Source organism: Pseudomonas sp. R1-18, from assembly GCF_051132095.1.
Taxonomy (GTDB): domain Bacteria; phylum Pseudomonadota; class Gammaproteobacteria; order Pseudomonadales; family Pseudomonadaceae; genus Aquipseudomonas.
In genome coordinates this window covers 1,979,182-1,999,393 of sequence record NZ_CP071658.1, presented here as the reverse complement: position 1 = coordinate 1,999,393, position 20,212 = coordinate 1,979,182, and the positions used below count along the sequence as shown (strand labels likewise).

Below are 20,212 nucleotides of genomic sequence, written 5' to 3'. Positions count from 1 at the left end.
ACCCCTTACGACAAAGACGTCGCCCATCTGATCTGCCCCGGCAGAACAGAGGCGACGTTTTTGCGTTTTGGCCCTGATGAACGGGGCCGGCGGTGCGCGCTGCGCTTCGCCACAACGTCTGGATTCCTTCGAGTCGCGGTCAAGGCCCGACCCACTAGCCGATGATGAGGTGTGCAATGGATACAAGCTTCTGGAAAGCCGGCCACAAACCGACCTTGTTCGCAGCGTTCCTGTACTTCGACCTGAGCTTCATGGTCTGGTATCTGCTCGGCCCGATGGCGGTACAGATCGCCACCGACCTGCAACTGACCACCCAGCAACGCGGCCTGATGGTCGCTACCCCTATCCTTGCCGGTGCGGTGTTGCGCTTTCTGATGGGGCTGCTTGCCGACCAGCTTTCACCGAAGACAGCGGGCATCATCGGCCAGGTCATCGTGATCGCCGCCCTGCTCGGCGCCTGGCAGCTGGGCATTCATACTTACGAACAGGCCCTGATCCTCGGCCTGTTCCTGGGGATGGCCGGTGCGTCCTTTGCCGTCGCGCTGCCGCTCGCTTCACAGTGGTATCCACCGCAGCATCAAGGCAAGGCGATGGGCATTGCCGGCGCCGGCAACTCCGGCACGGTACTGGCGGCATTGCTGGCACCGGTGCTCGCGGCCAGTTTCGGCTGGGGCAATGTATTCGGCCTGGCGCTGATCCCGCTGGTCCTGACGCTGGTCGCGTTCAGCCTGATGGCACGCAACGCGCCGGAACGCGCCAAGCCAAAATCCATGAGTGATTACCTCAAGGCGCTGGGCGACCGCGACAGCTGGTGGTTCATGTTTTTCTACAGTGTGACTTTCGGCGGATTCATCGGTCTGGCCAGCGCCCTGCCCGGCTATTTCAATGACCAGTACGGCCTGAGCCCGATCACCGCAGGCTATTACACAGCGGCCTGCGTGTTCGGCGGCAGCCTGATGCGCCCGCTGGGCGGCGCGCTCGCCGACCGGTTCGGTGGCATCCGCACCCTCACCGTCATGTACACCATCGCCGCCATCGGCATCGCCGCGGTCGGCTTCAACCTGCCCAGTTCCTGGGCGGCGCTGGCATTGTTCGTTGCCGCGATGCTCGGTCTGGGTGCAGGCAACGGCGCGGTGTTCCAACTGGTCCCGCAGCGTTTTCGCAAGGAAATCGGCGTCATGACCGGTCTGATCGGCATGGCGGGCGGCATTGGCGGCTTCCTGCTGGCAGCGGGGCTCGGCGCCATCAAACAACACAGCGGCGACTATCAGCTCGGCCTGTGGCTGTTCGCGGGCCTCGCGGTATTGGCCTGGTTCGGCTTGATGAACGTCAAGCGTCGCTGGAGAACAACCTGGGGTTCGGCCGCCGTGACAGCTGCTCGGGTCTGACCCGCGGATGGGCCTGCAACTGCAGTTCGCCGAGTTCAGCGCCAGCGGCCCGCGCCCGGAAAATCAGGACGCGCTGCGCTCGGTCACGCCCGCGCCGGCCCTTGCCGCCAGCAAGGGCTACCTGTTCGCCCTAGCCGACGGCGTCAGCCAGTGCGCCGATGGCGCGCTGGCCGCGCAGTCAACGTTGCAGGCACTGGCGCTGGATTACTACTCAACACCCGAGACCTGGGGTGTCGCGCAGTCATTGGACCGTCTGCTGCTGGCGCAGAATCGCTGGCTGGTCGCCAACGGGCTGCTGACCACCCTGAGTGCGCTGGTGCTGCGCGGTCGACGCTTTACCCTGGCCCACGTCGGCGACTGCCGGGCGTATCGCTGGCGGGCCGGACAACTGACGCGCATCAGCGAGGACCATGTCTGGGAGCAGCCGGACATGCAGCATGTGCTCAAGCGCGCGCTGGGCCTGGATCAGTACGTGGTGATGGACTACCTCGACGGCGAGCTGGGTGAAGGCGAACGCTTGCTGCTGGTCAGTGATGGTGTCTGGGCGACGCTGGGCGACACCAGCATCCGTTCGATACTCAATGAACAGGCGGATCTTGACGCGGCAGTCCGCACGCTGGTCGATGCCGCCCATCTGGCCGGCAGTCAGGATAACGCCAGCGCTCTGCTGATCCAGGTCGCGAGCCTTGGCGCCGATGACCTGGGCGATGCGCTGCTGCAGCTGCAGCAGTGGCCATTGCCGCCAACGCTCAAGTCCGGCCAGGCGTTTGAGGGATGGCAGGTGGATCAGCCGCTGGCCCAGTCGCGTCAGTCGGTTGTCTATCGGGTCCGGGACGCGCAAGGCATGCCATGGCTGATGAAGACCTTGCCAAACAGCCGCCACGATGAACCTGCGGCGGGCCAGAGCCTGTTGCTGGAGGAATGGTTCCTGCGCCGCGTCGCCGGGCGCTTCTTCCCCGAGATCCATCCGCTGCCGAATCGCCAGCACCTGTATTACGTGATGCGCGAGCACCCGGGCCGTACGCTCGCCGCTGTATTCTCCGCCTCCGGCCCGCTGCCGCTTGCCGAATGGCAGGCTGTCGCGAACCGATTACTGAAAGCTGTCGGCCTGCTGCACCGACGCAATATCATTCACCGCGATATCAAACCGGAAAACCTGCTGCTGGCCGAAGACGGCGAGCTGCGCGTCCTGGATTTCGGCCTGGCGTTCTGTCCGGGGCTCTCGGCGCGCAATGTCAACGACCTGCCAGGCACACCGAGCTACATCGCGCCCGAAGCATTTGGCGGTGTAGAACCTGCGCCACCGCAAGACCTGTACTCGGTCGGCGTCACTCTGTATTACTTGCTGACCGGGCACTACCCGTACGGGGAAATCGAGGCGTTCCAGCATCGGCGCTTCGGCATTCCGGCACCGGCCAGCCGCTACCGGCCGGACCTTCCTGACTGGCTCAACCATAGCCTGAGCAAAGCGCTGGAGGCCGATCCCGCTCGACGCTATGAAACCGCCGAGCAATGGCTGCTGGAACTGGAACAGGCTGAACACCGGCCACCGGCCGCTCGCCCTCGCCCGTTGCTCGAACGAGAACCGCTCAAGGTGTGGCGCACCGTGGCCCTGGTATCGTTACTGGCCAACCTCGTGGCGGTATTCTCCTGGCTTGCCCGCCATTGAGTATTTGCGCCCCGCTTCTGTGCGCGCCGCTTCAATGCGGTGCACGATCCGCAGGCTAGTCGTCCTGAAACTCCGCTGTACCGGGCTTCCCCAACCTGGCACGACCACTGCATTGCTTCTGCCGACATCATTCATACGCGACTGCCTTCAACGACGAAGACGGCGCTCCCCGAGAGAACGGGATTCGGACAAAGGCGTCCTCGTCAGGTAACTGGCGGGGCGCCTTTTTTGTTTGCGCGAGAAAAACCGGGCTCGCGCTGGTGCTACTCGGAGGCGACATGGAAAAACTCAAACTGGTGATGATCGGCAACGGCATGGCCGGCGTGCGCACGCTCGAAGAGCTTCTCAAGCTGCGCGACGACATGTACGACATCACAGTCTTCGGCGCCGAGCCGTATCCCAACTACAACCGGATCCTGCTGTCGCCCGTGCTGGCCGGTGAACAGACCTTCGACGACATCGTCCTCAACGATCTGGCCTGGTACCGGGACAACGGCATCCATCTGCTGCTCAACCGTCACGTGGTGAAAATCGACCGGGTCAGACGCCGGGTGATCGCCGACGACGGCACCGAAGCCCGCTACGACCGACTGCTGATAGCCACCGGCTCCAGCCCGTTCATCCTGCCGGTTCCGGGCAACACCCTGGATGGCGTCATCGGCTATCGCGACATCGGTCATACGCAGCAGATGATCGACACGGCCAGGACCCATCGCCGCGCGGTCGTGATCGGTGGCGGGCTGCTCGGTCTGGAAGCAGCCAACGGCCTGGCCCTGCGCGGCATGCGGGTGACGGTGCTGCACAACGGCCAGACCCTGCTGGAACGCCAACTGGACCCGACCAGCGGCCAAATGCTGCAAAAGGCGCTCGAACAGCGCGGTCTGGCGTTTCGCCTCGGCGCGCAGACCCAGGCGCTGCTTGGTGACGAAGGCGGCCGGGTCAACGCCGTGCAACTGGCCGACGGTGACCAAATAGAAACCGATCTGGTGGTGATGGCCGCTGGCATCCGCCCGAACATCGAGCTGGCCGAACAGGCCGGATTACCCTGCAATCGCGGCATCCTGGTCAACGACACCTTGCAGACCTATGACCCGCGTATCTATGCGATTGGCGAGTGCGTCAGCCACCGTGGCATCGCCTACGGGCTGGTTGCGCCGCTGTTCGAGCAGGCCAGAGTCTGCGCCAATCATCTGGCCCAGCTAGGCTTTGCCCGTTACCCCGGCTCGGTCACCTCGACCAAGCTGAAAGTTACCGGCATCGACCTGTTTTCAGCAGGGGATTTTCTCGGCGGCGAAGGCACCGAAAGCATCACGCTGTCTGACCCCATCAGTGGCGTTTATAAAAAGCTGATTATCAAAGAGGACGTGCTGGTCGGGGCGTGCCTGTACGGCGATACCGCCGATGGCAGCTGGTATCTGCAACAGATCCGCGAGAGCAGCAGCATCGGCCCGATCCGCGATCATCTGATGTTCGGCCAGCCAAATCCGATACAGCGAGCGTGTGCATGAACAGCCTGGCTGCCCCGACTGGCCCGGCCGTTCAGGTCACGGCGTCCACCTGCTGCTACTGCGGTGTCGGCTGCGGTGTGCTGATCGCCCACGACGGCGAGCGAATCCTGGACGTCAGCGGTGATCCAGAGCATCCGGCCAATTTCGGCAAACTGTGCAGCAAGGGCTCCAGCCTGCACCTGACCGGCGACCTCTCGGCCCGCGCGCTCTATCCCGAGCTGCGCCTGGGCAAACAGCTGGGCAGAACCCGCTCCGACTGGGACAGCGCGCTGGAACATGCCGCCGATGTGTTCGCCGACAGCATTCGCGAGCACGGGCCGGACAGCGTTGCCTTCTACATCTCCGGCCAGTTGCTGACCGAGGACTACTACGCACTCAACAAGCTGGCCCGCGCCCTGATCGGCACCAACAACATCGACAGCAATTCGCGGCTGTGCATGTCTTCGGCGGTCGTTGGTTACAAGCGCAGTCTGGGCGCCGATGCGCCGCCATGCAGTTACGAGGACATCGACGCCAGCGATTGCGTGATGATCGTCGGCAGCAATATGGCCTACGCCCACCCGGTGCTGTTTCGTCGCCTCGAAGAAGCCAAGGTCCGACGGCCGGATATGAAAATCATCGTCATTGACCCAAGGCGCACCGACACCTGCGAACTGGCGGACCTGCATCTGGCGATTCAGCCGGGCACCGACGTGGCGCTCTTTCATGGCCTGCTGCACCTGCTCATCAGCCATGGCCTTACAGACAGCGGGTTCGTCGCCGAGCACACCGAAGGCTATGCCGAGATGCAGGCATTGGTCCGCGATTACCCGCCAGAGCGGGTGGCGACGATCTGCGGTATTTCCGTGGAACAGCTGCTCGCATGTGCGCGGTGGATTGGCACCACGCCGAGCTTTCTGTCGTTGTGGTGCATGGGGCTTAACCAGTCCACTGCGGGCAGCGCCAAGAACAGCGCACTCATCAATCTGCATCTGGCCACGGGTCAGATTGGCCGCGTCGGTGCCGGGCCTTTCTCGCTGACCGGTCAGCCGAACGCCATGGGCGGAAGGGAAACCGGAAGCTTGTCGAATTTGCTGCCGGGCCACCGGGAAGTCGCCAACCCTGAACATCGCGCCGAGGTCGCCGAATACTGGGGTGTCGACAGCCTGCCGGCCAGCCCGGGTCTTTCAGCGATCGAACTGTTCGACCAGATGCGCGCCGGCAAGATCAAGGCACTGTGGATTGCCTGCACCAACCCGGCCCAGTCGCTACCCGACCAGCAGAACGTTCGCGAGGCGTTGCAGGCCTGCACTTTCGTCGTCCTTCAGGAAGCGTTCAAAACCACGGAAACCGCAGCCTTCGCCGACCTGCTGCTGCCTGCCGCGAGCTGGGGCGAGAAGCGAGGAACTGTCACCAATTCCGAACGACGTCTTTCCAACGTCCGGCCGGCCGTCCCTGCCCCCGGCGAAGCGCGTCCGGACTGGGCGATTACCGTGGACTTCGCGCGCCGCCTGCAACGCCGGCTGAAGCCGCAAGCCGCCGATCTGTTCGGCTTCCGCGATACCGAAGCGCTGTTTGATGAATTCAAGCAACTGACCGCCGGGCGCGATCTGGATATGACTGGCATCGACAGAGCGTTGATCGATGCGCGCGGCCCGCAACAATGGCCGTTCCCGGCTGGCACCAGCCATGGCACGACGCGGCTTTATAGCGATGGCCGCTTCCCCACATCCTCTGGCCGCGCGCGCTTCGTGAGCGACCCGTATGTGGCGATTCGAGAGCCGCGCAATGCGGACTTTCCGCTGACCCTGAACACTGGCCGCCTGCGCGACCAGTGGCATGGCATGAGCCGCACCGGCACTGCCGCCCGTCTGTTCGGACACGTCAGCGAGGCGCTTCTGGGCCTGCATCCCGACGAACTGCGGCGCTATCAGTTACAGAGCGGCGACCTGGTCCGCGTGACCAGCCGTCGCGGGCAACTGGTTGTGCCTGTCACGGCAGACGACAGCCTGCTGGCCGGTCAGGCATTTCTGCCGATGCACTGGGGCGACCGCTTCCTCAAGGGGGGCGTAAACAGCCTGACTTTGCCTGCGTTCGATCCACTGTCCAGGCAGCCAGAGCTCAAACAGGCCGCGATTTGCCTCGAACCGGCCAATCTGCCATGGGAATTCTTCGCGCTGGTCGAAGGCGACGTTCAGCCTCTGCTAGATGCATTGCGGCCACTGTGTGAAGACTTCGGCTACGCCAGCCTCGGGCCGGTTGGCAGAGAGCGCCCCGCGCTGGTGATCCGCGCGGCGGCAGCCTGCCCGCCCGACCCGGAACGGCTTCAGTTCATCGACCGACTGCTTGGGCTGAACGACGGGCCGGTGCTGACGTACGACGATCCCAAGCGTTCGGTGGGCAAGCGGGTGCGTATCGAAGAAGGCCGCATTACGGCGTTGCGCCTGGCGGGCGAAACCCTGGCCCGGCACTGGCTGCAGAACCTCTGGCTGGAAGGCCGGGTCGACGAGTCGCTGCGCCGCTGGCTGCTGGCACCGATCAGCGCCGAGCCCGGCAAACACGCCACGCAGACTCGTGACAAGACATTGTGCAATTGCAAGAACGTCAGCCAGAGCGCGGTGGTCGAGGCCATCGAGCGCGGGCTTGATCTGCCGCAGCTCAAGGCTCAACTGGGATGCGGCACGCAGTGCGGCTCCTGTGTACCGGAAATCAAACGTCTGATCCATGCCGTCATGGTCACTGAATGAGGAATGCAGCATGAGTGCAAAAGTCTGGCTGGTGGGCGCAGGCCCTGGCGATCCCGAGCTGCTGACGCTCAAGGCCGTGCGCGCACTGCGCGAAGCGGACGTGGTGCTGATTGATGATCTGGTTAACAGCGCGGTGCTGGAGCACAGCCCGGGCGCACGCATCGTCGCGGTCGGTAAACGCGGCGGCTGCCGCTCCACCCCTCAGGCATTCATCCATCGGCTGATGCTGCGCTATGTTCGTCAGGGCAAATGCGTGGTCCGGCTCAAGGGCGGAGATCCGTGCATTTTTGGGCGGGGTGGCGAAGAAGCCGAGTGGCTGCAGGCGCGAGGTGTCGAAGTCGAACTGGTGAACGGCATCACCGCTGGGCTGGCAGGCGCGACACAGTGCGGCATCCCGCTGACCCTGCGTGGCATCAGTCGCGGCGTCACCCTTATTACTGCGCACACCCAGGACGACAGCACGCTCGACTGGCAGGCACTGGCGCAGGGTGGCACGACGCTGGTGATCTACATGGGCGTAGCGAAACTGCCGCAGATTCGCCAGGACCTGCTCAACGGCGGGATGAGCCCGCACATGCCCGTGGCGATGATCGAGAACGCCTCGCTGCCCGTCCAGAGGGAATGCCGAAGCTCGCTGGCCGAGATGCACCGCGATGCCCAGGCATTCGAACTCAAAAGCCCTGCCGTGCTCGTGATAGGCGCGGTGGCGGCACAGGGTGCCGTTGCGCTGGAGCTTTCGCTGGCCAGTGCGTGAGCGTGAAAGTGCGCCGAGTTCACTATCAGGAATACGGACCTGTGGGAGGGAGCTTGCTCGCGACAGCGGTATTTCAGGCACAAAATCCACCGTGGATGTACCAGCCCCGTCGCCAGCAAGCTGCCTCCCACCATTCAGCAGCAGGCCGCAGCCTGTGGGAGTACGGTGCTCTGCACCTCTGAAGCAGTAAATCGCAGGCAAAGAAAAGCCCGGCATGAGCCGGGCTTTTCAGTACAAGCGGACTAATTACTTAGCCTGGGCTTCTACTTCTGCTTCTACGCGACGGTTAACAGCGCGGCCAGAGTCAGTTGCGTTGTCAGCAACTGGACGGGTTTCGCCGTAGCCTACCGAGTTCACGCGACCAGCGCCAACACCGTACTGGTTAACCAGAACTTGCTTAACGGCGTTTGCACGACGCTCGGACAGTTTCTGGTTGTAAGCGTCAGGACCGACGGAGTCAGTGTGACCTTCAACAGTGGTGGTGGTCGATGGGTACTGTTGCATGAAGTCAGCGAGGTTCTTGATGTCGCCGTAGCTGTCAGGCTTGACTACGGATTTGTCGAAATCGAACTTCACGTCCAGCTCAACACGAACCACTTCGGCAACTGCCGGGCAGCCATCAGCATCAACGGTAACGTTGGCCGGGGTGTCTGGGCACTTGTCGACGTTGTCGCAGACGCCGTCGTTGTCGCTGTCGGAGCACACTTCAGCTACTGGAGCAGGTGCTGCTTCAACTTTCTTGCTGCCGCCACCGAAGTTTACGCCGATACCGACGCTAGGAGCCCACTCGGTGTCGCCCTGGTCGATGTTGTACTGAGCTTCAACGCCGGCACGGGCGTAGAAGTTTTCAGTGAAGTACAGCTTGGCACCGCCGCCAACGTTGGCGAAGGTGGAACCGTTACGACCGCCACGGTCGTTCTGGCCCAGGCTCTGATCGGAGAAACCAGCGGAAACGTACGGACGCAGCATGTCGCCCGGGTTGTTGAAGTGGTACAGAGCGTCCAGGGCAGTGTTGGAGCCCTTGATGTTCTTGCCGGTTTCGCTGCGAACGTTGTGAACTTCGTCGTAACCCAGACGCAATTCAACGTCGTCGGTCAGGAAGTAGCCAACGGAGCCGCCGAACAGATTGCCATCGTTCTTAAAGTCACGGGCGCTGTCGTAGTACTCTTTCTTGGCGAAGCCTTCGATTTCGACTGCGCCTTGGCCTTGTGCCAGTGCGCCGAAAGATGCCGCGGCAACAATAGTACCAATGGCCAAGCCCAAGGTGTTTTTCAGTTTCATCCGTTAAATCCCCATCTGGTGATTGTAAAGCAGTCCCGCATACCGGGGGACAACTCGTCGGCAGTCTAACAGAACCTGCCGATTGGTTAGAGATATTTGCGCCGAGTTAAGTTTCGGCAAAGCCTGCAAATTTCTCGCGTAGTTTATCCAAAGCCCGCTTGTAGCGCATTTTCGTTGCACTCAAGCCCATGTGCATGATATCGGCGATTTCCTGAAATTCCAGTTCGGCGACGAACCGCAGTACCAGAATCTCCCGATCAATCGGGTTCACATGCACAAGCCAGCGATCGAGACCGCCCCGTTCTTCAGGTTTTGGCGTCTTGTCTTCCGACGCCTCCTCAAGTGGATCCAGACTCAAAGCGTCCATCAAGCGACGCTTACGCCGTTCCTTTCGATACTGAGTGATGCATTCGTTGTAAGTGATGCTGTACAGCCAGGTTTTGAACTTCGATTTACCCTCGAAATTCTTCAGTCCATACAACACCTTAAGCATCACTTCCTGACAGACATCATCAGCATCGCGATCGTTCCCTAAATAACGCGCACAAACGTTAAAAAGTGTCCGCTGGTAACGACGCATCAACTCTTCGTAGGCCTTCGTTACGTGGAACAGTTCAACGTGGGCGCGCGCGACCAGCTCCTCATCCGAGAGCTCGCGGGGGTCGTAGCGCGTCGATAGCGGTAGGGGTTTATTCAAAACGAATCTTGCCGACAGTCAGGTCAATGTCCGCCACTGCGCGAGTTCCGGCAATTTGGCGGCATAGCTTAGCAGGTTAGCCGCTTAACGGCTGCTTACTCTCTGATCCAGCAAGATACGGTTCGAAAACGAAACCAGCTCCCCGTCATCCGTCAGCAGCGTCGTCTTGACGGTGCCGATCTCTTCGATCTGCCCTTCCACTTCCCCGATCTGGATGAACTGCCCCACCTGGAACAGCTCGCGTACGTAGATGCCGGCGATGATCTGCCCGGCGATTTGACGACTGCCCAGCCCCAGCGCGAGCGCCACGGCCAGACCGACGGTAATCAGGCCGATCACGATCACATGATTGAGCAGGTCCGTCTTGACTTCCAGCTGACTGATCGCAACCGACAGGCTGATGATGATGACCAGCCACTGGGCGATACGACCCAGGCCCGCCGAATAGTCGATGCCCACGCCTTCGGCCGCGCCACGCACCAGACCGTTGACCAGTTGGGCCAGCAGCACGCCGACCAGCAGCACCAGCGCGGCGCCGAACACTTTCGGCAAGTACAGCGCAAGCATGTCGAGCGTGGCGGAAACCCGCTGCAAGCCCAGGGATTCGGCGGCGGACACCAGAAATATAAGAAGCACGAACCAGTAGACGATTTTGCCGATCACGGTGGAAATCGGCACCTTGACCCCGGCGCGACCGATGATCTTGGTCAGACCGGTACCGCCCATCAGACGGTCGAGGCCCAGTTTGGCCAGCAGTTTGGAGAGCAGCGCGTCGAGCAGCTTGGCCACGACGAAACCGAGCAGCACCACAACCAGGGCGCCGAACAGGTTGGGAATGAAGTTCGCAACTTTGGTCCACAATGCAGTCATTGCAGCAACCAGGCTCTGGGTCCAGAGATCCAATTCCATGTTCAATCAGCCTTATCGACAGGGCGAGCAGTAGGTTTGGGACGACGTGATACGGGGGCCACGTGGGCCGAGCCGTTGTTCAGGGCAATCATCAGCGCTTCGGACCAGCGTCCGAGCAGGCCGAACAATACGCCCGCACCGACCTGACGGTTGGCGGTTTTCAGAACACGGCCCAGACAGGCGTCGTCATCCCGGCTGGAGGACGACGACTTGAGCATGTCACGCAAAGATTCTTCGAACGGATCGTGCATCAGGCACCTCACGCAATGTCAGTGAGAGACGAGACCTGTTTCGCCCGGGTCACACGGGCCAGGCAGAAATTCATGAAAATTTTCCGCTCATACCCAGCGCAGACGCCTGAACAGCCACCACTGCCCCAGGGCAACGGAGACGATCAACCCGCAGGCAACCAGAAAACCATAGGGACTTTCCGATCCGGGTATGCCGCCGACGTTGATACCGAGCAGGCCGGTCAGGAAGCTCATCGGCAGGAAGATTCCGGTGATGATGCCGAACCGGTACATGGTCCGGTTCATGTGCTCGCGCAGCCGGCGGTCTTCGGACTCTAGCAGCAGCCCGACGCGTTCACGCGTCAATTCCAGCTCTTCCAGATAACGGGTCAGGCTGTTGTTGAGCTCGTTCCAGTAGTCGGCGTCATCGTCCACGAACCAGGGCAGTTTTATGCGCGACATCTGCCCGTAGATATCCCGTTGCGGACCCAGGAAGCGCCGCAAACCCGCAGCGCGCCGCCGCACATGCAGCAAATTGCCATGATCCGGGGAATACCGTTCGTCGGCATCGGTGTTTTCTTCCTCGCTGTCGACCGATTCCGACAGCTCGCCGACCAGACCCTGAATCTTGTCGGTCAGGTATTGCGACAGATAGAGAATGAGTTCGGATGCGGTTTTCGGCCCGCGACCTTCGCTGAGCTGGATGATCAGTTCTTCGGTGGCGCGAAGCGGCCGCAGGCGCAGCGAGATGACCCGCTGCGGCGCGGCGAAGATGCGCACTGACACCATGTCTTCAGGCACGGCGCCAGGATTGAGGTTGACGCCGCGCAGGAACAGCAATAGCTCCTGGTCCGGCAAAGGCAGCAGGCGCGGACGGGTATTCTCTTCAAGCAGCAGATTGCAGGCAAACTCGCTCAGCCCGCTGGTCGTGCGCAACCAGGTGTGGGTCTGCGGATGACTGCGATCCCAGTGCAGCCACAGGCTCTGGTGTGGCTGCAGCTGGAGTTGGTCCAGTTCGGTTCGAGCAATGAAACGCGCCCCGCCCATTCCATCCAATACGAGGGCATGTACCAGCCCCCACTGCGCGTTGGCTTCATCGAACATTCAGGTTTCGCTTATTCCGGCATGGTGAGAGCGGACGGGGAAATGATTACGCCGTTGTTGTCGGCGTACAGGTAATCGCCCGGTTTGAAGGTCACGCCGCCGAATGTGACGGGCACGTTCAGGTCGCCGATCCCGCGTTTTTCGGTTTTTTTCGGATGACTGGCAAGCGCCTGAACCCCGATATCGGTCTGGGCGATGACGTCGACGTCGCGAATGCAGCCGTAGATCAACACCCCTTCCCAACCGTTCTTCGCCGCTTGCTCGGCAAGCATGTCGCCCAGCAACGCGCAGCGCAGCGAACCGCCGCCGTCTACCACCAGCACCTTGCCCGTGCCGTCCAGCGCGACCTGCTCCTTGACCCGCGAATTGTCTTCGTGACACTTGATGGTGACGATCTGGCCGCCGAACGAATCGCGCCCGCCAAAATTGCTGAACATGGGTTCAACCGCTTGCACCAGCTCCGGATAGGCGTCGCACAGATCAGGGGTGACGTAATGCATGGTTCAGCTCCTGCAGTTGGGATGAGAACAGCATAGTGCGTTTAGTCCTGGCGTTCGACCGATCATGCGGCTCAGGCCATGGCCGCCGTTTCCACGGCTGGACTGGCCAGCGGCGCACAGCGGGACTGCAACCAGTCGGCAACCCGTGGCCAGACTTCTCGCTGCGCGGCCTTGCTGACCAGCATCTGCACATGATCGAAGTCTTCGCTGAACCCATGGCGGCGTCCCAGGCACAGAAACTCCTTGTGCCGGGAACCCATCTGGTCGAACAGCATACGACAGGCCCATTCCGGGTCCTGGTGATCGCCGGTCGCGGCCACCGCAAGCAATGGCACTTCGACCGTCTTCAGGCCATCCCACCAGTTGTTGTCCCGCTCCCCGAAACGCCCGAACAGGCCATGCCAGCGCATGCTTTCCAGCACCAGACCGATGGGCTCGTCTTCCGGGCCGCGCTTGAAACGGGGACCGGAGACATGCTCGAACGGCTTGAGCAACAAGCGCCCGGACCATTGCACAGGCGGAATCTTGAGGGGCCAGTAGGTCCGGCTGACCTGGCTGCCGAACAAGGCCACCGACGCAGCGCCCGCCGGGCCCAGGTACTGGCCGCCCAGCGCGGCGGCCAGCGTGGTGCCGCCCAGCGAATGGCCGACCCAGTGCGGGACCTGCCCGCTCTGCTCCCTGACGAACGCGGCAATGGCCGGCAGATCGTATCGGGCGTAGTCCGCCACCTTGTTGTAGCGGTAGCGCTGGTTACGCGCGGAAAGCCCGTGGCCGCGCATCTCGGCGATCCATACGTCGTAACCGGCGCGGGCCAGAAACGGCCCCAGACCGATGCCCTTGGGCGAGTACCAGAAACGGCGATTGGAAAAGCTGCCGTGCACCAGAATCACCGGCACGCCGCGCACGTCGGGCTGGTCAGTCAGCCCCAGGCGCGTGACCGCAAGCTCGACACTGGGGTCGGGACTGTTGGCGGGCTTCAAGCGGTAGACGTCCTCGACCAGATCGCCACGACGCTCGGCGCTGATCAAGGCAACAGGAAAAAGCTGGCTGCTGCTTTGCATAGTGCTCTTTATCTAAACTCAAAGGCCTTGAAGACCTTTGAGACTGGTTGGAACGGCGCGTCATACGCCTCTGTCGGCGGCCCATGAAAAAGGCGGTTTTCGAAAAAACCGCCTTTCGGGTGAAAACCTGAACCCTATGATGATTCAGGGTTGACTCACGTCACATCACGCTGGCGCCTGGCCTTCGGACAGGAAGAACCAGGTTTCCAGCACCGAGTCCGGGTTCAGCGAGACGCTTTCGATGCCCTGCTCCATGAGCCAGCGCGCCAGGTCCGGGTGATCGGAAGGTCCCTGACCGCAGATGCCGATGTACTTGCCCGCCTTGTTGCACGCAGCGATGGCATTGGACAGCAGCTTCTTGACCGCCGGGTTGCGTTCGTCGAACAGATGCGCGATGACGCCGGAGTCACGGTCCAGACCAAGGGTCAGCTGGGTCAGGTCGTTGGAGCCGATGGAGAACCCGTCGAAGTACTCCAGGAACTCTTCGGCCAGAATCGCGTTGGATGGCAGTTCGCACATCATGATGATGCGCAGACCGTTCTCGCCGCGTTTCAGGCCATTGGCCGCCAGCAACTCGATCACCTGGCTGGCCTCGCCCAGGGTGCGCACGAACGGCACCATGATCTCGACGTTGGTCAGTCCCATGGTTTCGCGCACGCGCTTGAGGGCACGGCATTCCAGTTCGAAGCAGTCGCGGAAGTTCTCGCTGATGTAGCGCGACGCACCGCGGAAGCCCAGCATCGGGTTTTCTTCTTCCGGCTCATACAGCTTGCCGCCGATCAGGTTGGCGTACTCGTTGGACTTGAAGTCCGACAGACGCACGATGACCTTCTTGGGCGTGAACGCCGCGGCCAGCGTACTGATGCCTTCAACCAGCTTCTCGATGTAGAACTCCACCGGATCGTCGTAGCCGGCGATGCGCTTGTCGACGCTGTCCTTGAGCTCAGGCGGCAGGCCTGCATAGTTGAGCAGCGCCTTGGGGTGCACGCCGATCATGCGGTTGATGATGAATTCCAGACGCGCCAGGCCGACGCCGGCGTTCGGCAACTGGGCAAAATCGAAGGCGCGGTCGGGGTTGCCGACGTTCATCATGATCTTGAATGGCAGTTCAGGCATGGCATCGACCGAGTTGGTCTTGATGTCGAAACCCAGCTCGCCTTCGAAGATGTAGCCGGTGTCGCCTTCGGCGCAGGACACGGTCACGCCCTGCCCGTCGACCAGCAGCTGGGTCGCGTTGCCGCAACCCACCACTGCCGGAATGCCCAGTTCGCGGGCGATGATCGCGGCGTGACAGGTACGACCGCCACGGTTGGTGACGATGGCGCTGGCGCGCTTCATCACCGGTTCCCAGTCCGGGTCGGTCATGTCGGAAACCAGCACATCGCCGGGCTGGACCTTGTCCATTTCCGAGACGTCCTTGATGATCCGCACCTTGCCCGCGCCGATGCGCTGACCGATGGCACGCCCTTCGACCAGCACGTTGCCGGTCTCCTTGAGCAGGTAACGTTCCATGACGTTGGCCGAAGTACGGCTTTTCACGGTTTCCGGCCGCGCCTGAACGATGTACAGCTTGCCGTCGTCACCGTCCTTGGCCCACTCGATGTCCATCGGTGCCTTGTAGTGTTTCTCGATGATCATGGCCTGTTTGGCCAGTTCACTGACCTCGGCATCGGTCAGGCAGAAACGCGCGCGTTCGGCGGCGTCCACGTCGACGGTCTTGACCGAGCGTCCGGCCTTGCCTTCGTCGCCGTAGATCATCTTGATCGCCTTGCTGCCCAGGTTGCGGCGCAGAATCGCCGGACGGCCGGCTTCAAGGGTTTGCTTGTGAACGTAGAATTCGTCGGGGTTGACGGCGCCCTGCACCACGGTTTCGCCCAGGCCGTATGCGCCGGTGATGAACACCACGTCGCGGAAGCCGGACTCGGTGTCCAGCGTGAACATCACGCCGGCGGTTCCGGTTTCGGAGCGAACCATGCGCTGCACGCCAGCCGAGAGTGCGACCAGCTTGTGGTCGAAGCCCTGATGGACGCGGTAGGAAATTGCCCGATCATTGAACAGTGAGGCGAAGACTTCCTTGGCGGCGCGAATCACGTTGTCCACGCCACGAATATTAAGAAAGGTTTCCTGCTGCCCGGCGAAGGAAGCATCGGGCAAGTCTTCGGCGGTGGCGGAAGAACGCACGGCAACAGCCAGGTTCGGGTTGCCCGCCGACAGGGTGTCGAAGGCAACGCGAATCTCGGCATTGAGCTTCTCGGGGAATTCGGCTTCCATGATCCACTGACGAATCTGCGCGCCGGTACGGGCCAGCGCATTGACGTCGTCGACATCAAGTGCATCCAGAGCGGCGTGAATCTGATCGTTCAGACCACTCTGCTCAAGGAAATCACGGTAGGCCTGGGCCGTGGTGGCGAAGCCACCAGGCACCGAAACGCCAGCACCCGCGAGGTTGCTGATCATTTCGCCGAGGGATGCGTTCTTGCCTCCCACGTGCTCCACATCATGGACGCCGAGCTTATCGAGGGAAACTACGTACTCTACCAAGGTGATCTCTCCACTAACGGTGTTGTTGTTGGGAAAAGCTCATGCACCTGATGCCGCCACAAGGCGACCGCAGGCTCTACGGGTCGGGCGCAAGCCAGAACCTGGAAAAAAGGTCAGAATGCCAACCTCCAGGCCCGCATGCGCGCCTATGATATCCAAGAATCGTCACCTGCTTAAGGCCAAAGGGCGCAAATGAAACGATCCGCTTTCTTCATCTCCGACGGCACCGGCATCACGGCTGAGACGCTGGGCCAGAGTCTGCTAGCGCAGTTTGAAACCATAACATTCAACAAGTTCACGCGCCCCTATATCGACAGCGTCGAGAAGGCCCGGGCGATGGTACAGCAGATCAATAATGCCGCCGACAAGGACGATGCGCGGCCCATCATCTTCGATACCATCGTCAACCAGGAGATTCGCGAGATTCTGGCCACCTCCAACGGGTTCATGATCGATATCTTTTCGACTTTTCTGGCCCCGCTGGAGCAGGAGCTTAGTTCACACTCGTCGTACTCGGTGGGCAAGTCGCATTCGATCGGCCACAACTCCAATTACATGGAGCGCATCGAAGCGGTCAACTTCGCGCTGGATAACGACGACGGCGCGCGCACGCAGTATTACAGCAAGGCCGATATCATTCTGGTCGGCGTTTCCCGCTGCGGCAAAACACCGACCTGTCTATACATGGCCATGCAGTTCGGCATCCGCGCCGCCAACTACCCGCTGACTGAAGATGACATGGAGCGCCTGCAGTTGCCCGAGGCACTCAAGGCGCACCGTGACAAGCTGTTCGGTCTGACCATCGACCCGGACCGCCTCACCGCCATCCGCCATGAGCGCAAGCCCAACAGCCGATACGCCAGCTACGCGCAGTGCGAATTCGAAGTACGGGAAGTGGAAGGCCTGTTCCGCCGGGAGAACATTCCGCATATCAATTCCACGCACTTCTCGGTCGAAGAAATCTCGGCCAAGGTGCTCGTGGAGAAAGGCGTCGAGCGACGCTTCAAATAGCCCCGCCAACTTTGATCGGATGATCTTGTGAAAGGTTCTTGTGGGAGGGAGCTTGCTCGCGACAGCGGTGAACCAGATGCTGCCAGGTCGCGAGCAAGCTCCCTCCCACAGAAGAGAAAAGCGTTCCGGCCACAGGCTAGATCACCAACAAGTCCATGAACCGATGGACCGCCATCTGCTCCAGTTGCTGCTGGTCCTTGCACAAAGCAAATACCTGCTCGCAGCGCTGAGGCGGGAAGCGGGTGGCCAGGTTGCTCTTGAATTTTTCTTCCAGCAGCGGGATGCCCTCGGCGCGCCGGCGACGGTGACCGATGGGATATTCGACCGCCACGTTGCCAGTGCTTGATCCATCCTTGAAGAACACCTGGATCGCATTGGCGATTGAGCGTTTATCGGGCTCCAGATATTCCTGGCTGTAGCGTGGTTCTTCGACAATCACCATCTTCTCGCGCAGTTGATCGATGATCGGGTGAGCGGCATGGAAATCATCCTCGTAATGCTCCGCAACCAAAGTGCCATAGGCCAATGGCACGGCGACCATGTATTGCAGGCAATGATCCCGGTCGGCAGCGTTCGCCAGCTGCCCTTCCTTGGAAATGATCCGGATTGCCGATTCATGGGTGGTGATGACGATGCGGGTAATCTCGTGCATGCGGTGGCGGATCTGCGGATGCAGGATGACAGCCGCCTCGCAGGCGGTCTGCGCATGAAACTCGGCCGGAAAGCTGATCTTGAACAGCACATGTTCCATGACGTACGTCCCATAGGGCCGCGACAGGCTGAAGGTGCGCTGGCCCTGTGGTTTGGTCGCCAGATCCTTGTTGGTGTGACTGAACGTCACGTCGTAGAAGCCCCATTGCGGCGCGCTCAATACGCCGGGGATGCCCATCTCGCCACGTAGCGCGATATCGGCCAGACGCACGGCGCGACTGGTCGCATCGCCCGCCGCCCAGGATTTGCGCGATCCGGCGTTGGGCGCGTGTCGATAGGTACGCAGCGCCTGACCGTCGACGAAGGCGTGGGACAACGCCGAGAGCATCTGCTCGCGATTGGCCCCCATCAGCCTGGCGGCCACTGCGGTCGAAGCGACCTTGACCAGCAGCACATGATCGAGCCCGACCCGGTTGAAGGCGTTATCCAGCGCCAGCACACCCTGAATTTCGTGGGCCATGACCATCGCATCGAGGACATCGCGCATGATCAGCGGCAGCTCGCCATTGGCTGCCCGACGCTGCGACAAGTGGTCGGCCACCGCCAGGATGCCGCCCAGATTGTCCGAAGGATGCCCCCATTCAGCCGCCAGCCAGGTATCGTTGTAATCCAGCCAGCGGATGATGCAGCCAATGTCCCACGCAGCCTTGACCGGGTCGAGCCGCAGGCTGGTGCCCGGCACGCGCGCACCGAACGGCACCATCGTGCCTTCCACGATCGGCCCCAGGTGTTTGATGCACTCCGGAAAGCGCAGCGCCAGCAGGCCGCAGCCAAGGGTGTCCATCAGGCAATTGCGCGCGGTATCCAGCGCTTCGGCCGACTCGACCTTGAAGTTCAGCACGTAGTCGGCGATGTCCTGCAGGACCTGATCGTAGTCCGGGCGGTTGTTCAGATCGACGTTCTGGCTCATGCGTACCCCTTCGATTTGGCTGCGTTTACGCTTGCGGCACCCTGACCCGGCCCTCCATCAGCACGCGGGCGCTGCGGCTCATGACTGCCTTGGTCACCTTCCACTCGCCACCTTCCTGGCGCGCCTCGGCACCGACCCTCAAGGTGCCGGACGGGTGGCCGAAACGCACCGCGCCGAGCGCTTCGCCGCCGGCCGCCAGGTTTACCAGCGTGCCGGGAATCGCGGCGGCAGCGCCGATGGCGACTGCGGCGGTACCCATCATCGCGTGGTGCAGCTTGCCCATGGAGACCGCCCGCACCAGCAGATCGATGTCCTGCGCCTTGACCGGCTTGCCGCTGGAAGCCAGGTAGCTGGCGGGCGGCGCTACGAAAGCGACCTTCGGCGTGTGCTGGCGGCTTGCGGCCTGCTCGATGCTCTCGATCAACCCCATGCGCACCGCGCCGACAGCACGGATTGCCTCAAGCATAGCCAAGGCTCGCGGATCGCCATTGATATCGGCTTGCAGCTCGGCGCCGCTGTAGCCGATATCCGCCGCATTGATGAAGATGGTCGGGATGCCGGCGTTGATCAGCGTCGCCTTGAGCACGCCGAGACCCGGCACGTCGAGCTCGTCGATCAGATTGCCAGTGGGAAACATCGAACCGCCCGCCCCGTCTTCATCGGCAGCCGGATCGAGAAACTCCAGCTGCACCTCGGCAGCCGGAAAGGTCACACCGTCGAGTTCAAAGTCGCCGGTCTCCTGCACTTCGCCGTCGGTAATCGGCACGTGGGCAATGATGGTCTTGCCGATATTGGCCTGCCAGATGCGCACCGTCGCGATGCCATCGTGCGCAATACGCTCAGCGTCCACCAGGCCGCTGGAAATCGCGAAGGAGCCCACCGCCGCAGACAGGTTGCCGCAGTTGCCGCTCCAGTCCACGAAGGGTTTGTCGATGGAGACCTGCCCGAACAGATAATCGACGTCGTGACCGGCCTTGGTGCTGCGCGACAGAATCACCGCCTTGCTGGTGCTGGAAGTCGCACCACCCATGCCGTCGATCTGCTTTTCATAGGGATCGGGGCTGCCAATGACCCGCAGCAGCAACGCATCGCGCGCGGCGCCAGGGACTTGCGCGGCTTGCGGCAAGTCGTCGAGCCGGAAGAACACACCCTTGCTGGTGCCGCCACGCATGTAGGTGGCGGGGATTTTCAGTTGTGGTGGGTGAGGCATGA

The 20,212-nt window shown here is 61.8% G+C and carries 15 protein-coding genes and 1 pseudogene; 6 read left to right on the top strand and 10 right to left on the bottom strand.

Annotation, left to right across the window (positions count from 1 at the left end; translation table 11 throughout):
• Positions 1 to 176: 176 nt before the first annotated feature.
• From J3P77_RS09125 to cobA, 5 genes and pseudogenes are all read left to right on the top strand, one after another.
• On the top strand, positions 177 to 1,388 hold the full coding sequence (locus J3P77_RS09125) for a nitrate/nitrite transporter (RefSeq protein ID WP_434681226.1): 1,212 nt from the start codon (positions 177 to 179) through the stop codon (positions 1,386 to 1,388).
• 7 nt (positions 1,389 to 1,395) lie between these two features.
• A complete protein-coding gene (locus J3P77_RS09120) occupies positions 1,396 to 3,057 on the top strand; it encodes a protein kinase domain-containing protein (protein ID WP_434681225.1) in 1,662 nt (553 codons plus the stop codon).
• A gap of 278 nt (positions 3,058 to 3,335) precedes the next feature.
• Positions 3,336 to 4,535 (top strand): annotated as a pseudogene (locus tag J3P77_RS09115) (NAD(P)/FAD-dependent oxidoreductase); the annotation flags it as partial.
• A gap of 26 nt (positions 4,536 to 4,561) precedes the next feature.
• Positions 4,562 to 7,291: a nitrate reductase gene (locus J3P77_RS09110; RefSeq protein WP_434681224.1), complete on the top strand. Its 2,730-nt coding sequence runs from the start codon at positions 4,562 to 4,564 to the stop codon at positions 7,289 to 7,291.
• A gap of 10 nt (positions 7,292 to 7,301) precedes the next feature.
• Positions 7,302 to 8,045 (top strand): uroporphyrinogen-III C-methyltransferase, encoded by a 744-nt coding sequence (gene cobA, locus J3P77_RS09105; RefSeq protein ID WP_434681223.1) that lies wholly within the window; start codon positions 7,302 to 7,304, stop codon positions 8,043 to 8,045.
• 246 nt (positions 8,046 to 8,291) lie between these two features.
• Here cobA and J3P77_RS09100 read toward each other — a convergent pair whose 3' ends face one another.
• The 8 genes from J3P77_RS09100 to ppsA form a co-directional block, all read right to left on the bottom strand.
• Entirely contained in the window at positions 8,292 to 9,326 is a 1,035-nt protein-coding gene (locus J3P77_RS09100) for an OmpA family protein (protein ID WP_434681222.1), read from the bottom strand.
• A 106-nt stretch (positions 9,327 to 9,432) separates the two neighbouring features.
• Positions 9,433 to 10,023: an RNA polymerase sigma factor SigX gene (gene sigX / locus J3P77_RS09095; protein WP_434681220.1), complete on the bottom strand. Its 591-nt coding sequence runs from the start codon at positions 10,021 to 10,023 to the stop codon at positions 9,433 to 9,435.
• An 84-nt stretch (positions 10,024 to 10,107) separates the two neighbouring features.
• Positions 10,108 to 10,932 (bottom strand): mechanosensitive ion channel family protein, encoded by an 825-nt coding sequence (locus J3P77_RS09090; RefSeq protein ID WP_434681219.1) that lies wholly within the window; start codon positions 10,930 to 10,932, stop codon positions 10,108 to 10,110.
• Between the two features lie 2 nt (positions 10,933 to 10,934).
• Positions 10,935 to 11,183 carry a CrfX protein gene (locus J3P77_RS09085; protein ID WP_434681218.1) on the bottom strand — a complete coding sequence of 83 codons (249 nt, stop codon included), beginning with the start codon at positions 11,181 to 11,183 and terminating at the stop codon, positions 10,935 to 10,937.
• Between the two features lie 87 nt (positions 11,184 to 11,270).
• Positions 11,271 to 12,266, bottom strand: coding sequence for a zinc transporter ZntB (locus J3P77_RS09080; RefSeq protein ID WP_434681217.1), 996 nt, complete (start codon positions 12,264 to 12,266; stop codon positions 11,271 to 11,273).
• Between the two features lie 11 nt (positions 12,267 to 12,277).
• Entirely contained in the window at positions 12,278 to 12,766 is a 489-nt protein-coding gene (rraA, locus tag J3P77_RS09075) for a ribonuclease E activity regulator RraA (RefSeq protein WP_434681216.1), read from the bottom strand.
• Between the two features lie 71 nt (positions 12,767 to 12,837).
• On the bottom strand, positions 12,838 to 13,827 hold the full coding sequence (locus J3P77_RS09070; protein ID WP_434681215.1) for an alpha/beta fold hydrolase: 990 nt from the start codon (positions 13,825 to 13,827) through the stop codon (positions 12,838 to 12,840).
• A 165-nt stretch (positions 13,828 to 13,992) separates the two neighbouring features.
• On the bottom strand, positions 13,993 to 16,368 hold the full coding sequence (gene ppsA / locus J3P77_RS09065) for a phosphoenolpyruvate synthase (RefSeq protein ID WP_434681214.1): 2,376 nt from the start codon (positions 16,366 to 16,368) through the stop codon (positions 13,993 to 13,995).
• Positions 16,369 to 16,560: 192 nt separating this feature from the next.
• Here ppsA and ppsR point away from each other — a divergent pair, with 192 nt between their 5' ends.
• On the top strand, positions 16,561 to 17,379 hold the full coding sequence (gene ppsR / locus J3P77_RS09060) for a posphoenolpyruvate synthetase regulatory kinase/phosphorylase PpsR (RefSeq protein ID WP_434681213.1): 819 nt from the start codon (positions 16,561 to 16,563) through the stop codon (positions 17,377 to 17,379).
• A 136-nt stretch (positions 17,380 to 17,515) separates the two neighbouring features.
• On the opposite strand, the gene prpD is transcribed toward ppsR, so the two are convergent.
• Both prpD and prpF read right to left on the bottom strand, forming a co-directional pair.
• Positions 17,516 to 19,000, bottom strand: coding sequence for a 2-methylcitrate dehydratase (prpD, locus tag J3P77_RS09055; RefSeq protein WP_434681212.1), 1,485 nt, complete (start codon positions 18,998 to 19,000; stop codon positions 17,516 to 17,518).
• Between the two features lie 25 nt (positions 19,001 to 19,025).
• Positions 19,026 to 20,210, bottom strand: coding sequence for a 2-methylaconitate cis-trans isomerase PrpF (gene prpF, locus J3P77_RS09050; RefSeq protein WP_434681211.1), 1,185 nt, complete (start codon positions 20,208 to 20,210; stop codon positions 19,026 to 19,028).
• Between the last annotated feature and the right edge of the window lie 2 nt (positions 20,211 to 20,212).